1 protein-coding gene is annotated in these 1,396 nt (G+C 59.4%); it reads right to left on the bottom strand.

Annotation, left to right across the window (positions count from 1 at the left end; all coding sequences use genetic code 11):
• Nucleotides 1-416: 416 nt before the first annotated feature.
• Nucleotides 417-869, bottom strand: a complete 453-nt coding sequence (locus P0D96_RS47925; protein ID WP_408321321.1) for a hypothetical protein — start codon at nt 867-869, stop codon at nt 417-419.
• Nucleotides 870-1,396: the final 527 nt, after the last annotated feature.

Raw genomic sequence — 1,396 nt, 5'->3', positions numbered from 1 at the left:
GGGGCTTAAGTTGAGAGCATTGCTGTGCGGGGCGGCACCTACTTTTCTTTGCCGGCCGCAAAGAAAAGTAGGCAAAAGAAAGCGGCTCACACCGCTAATTCTTAAGCGGGTCCCCCGCGCAGTCGCGGTAGTGGTGCATCTGGAATCTGTGTTCTCGCACATTCTGCCTCAGTGACAAGGCGCTCATTCTTCCCGCCCCGCGCGATGCGCGCGCCGGAACGGTCTGCTTAAAATCCGTGGGTTTCGCTGTGCGCGGTGGGGCCGCCGGCTTCGGCTCGGCGAAGTGCCGATAAAGGCTTCCGGTTCTTTAAGCGTGGTTGCGTCGGGAAAACGTTAGAGCTGACTCGGTGCATTCGCGGTCGCCGCGGCGCGATGCCACGGCTCACGGCTCACGGCTCACGGCTCACGGCTCACGGTCAGTGTGCGATCGCTGTGCGACGCGAGATCGTTTTGAATTGCATCTGCATGTTCTGTGTCCCCCTCGCCGCGCCGATACGTTCGCGGCTATCCATCGCTGTCCGCGTAGCCTTCGCCGGAAGGTCCGCTGCGTGGCGCGCCGTGATGCGGCTCTGCGGAATTCCCTTCGCATCGAGTGCGATGACCTGGTATAACTCGCGGTCAATCTCGACTTCGCGTTGGTAGTCCTCGACGGTGTCCAACAGCAGTTCCAGCAATTTCCGTTGCCGGTGTCTTTCTTCCCGTGTCACGGCCGGACTCCGAACTATTGAGGCCGCGAGTGTGACCAACTTGTCCAGTTGGCTTAGCTGCCGTTCAAGCAGTCCAAAGGCAGATAAGGCGAGTTTTTCGTATTGAAGTGCGTCAACGGGTGCGCGCGACGTGGTGCGTGAATGCTTGGCGGTTTTACTCATGGCGCGATCTCCCTGAAACGTATTCGATCGCCCACACACGCGATTAAGCGGTGGTGAGCGGGCACAGTGACAAGGTTGGCGGCCGGCGTAGAACCAGAACCGGCAGACCCGAAGGTCTCCTTGCCACGGCCCGCCCATAAAAAGATAGCGCGCGAAGGCTAACGCACGTCTGACTGAGCAGGCGCACGGGTTCTACTCTACACACAGGCCGCCAAGCCTGACCGTCGTTGTCTCGACGGCAAATTGAGTCTAGAACGCATCGATCGACGAGTGATCACCTGCCCAGGCTAAAAACCGTGCACCTCCAACATTTCTGAAATTTCCCAAGCATCACCCGAATGCGAGGACTACAGCGGTAGGGAAACGCCGAACGAAAACGAAGCGAACGGGGTAAATGAACGACCGCGACGGCGCGCGCAGCGCCGCCGGAAGAATGAGCGCCTTGTCACTCACGCGGAATGTGCGAGAACACAGATTCCAGATGAACCACTACCGCGACTGCGCGAGGGACCCGCTTATGAGCTAGC

Origin of the sequence: Paraburkholderia sp. RL17-347-BIC-D (assembly GCF_046027915.1) — a bacterium.
GTDB lineage: Bacteria > Pseudomonadota > Gammaproteobacteria > Burkholderiales > Burkholderiaceae > Paraburkholderia.
Note: the sequence above shows the minus strand (reverse complement) of the source record. Positions and strands in the feature narration are given on the sequence as shown.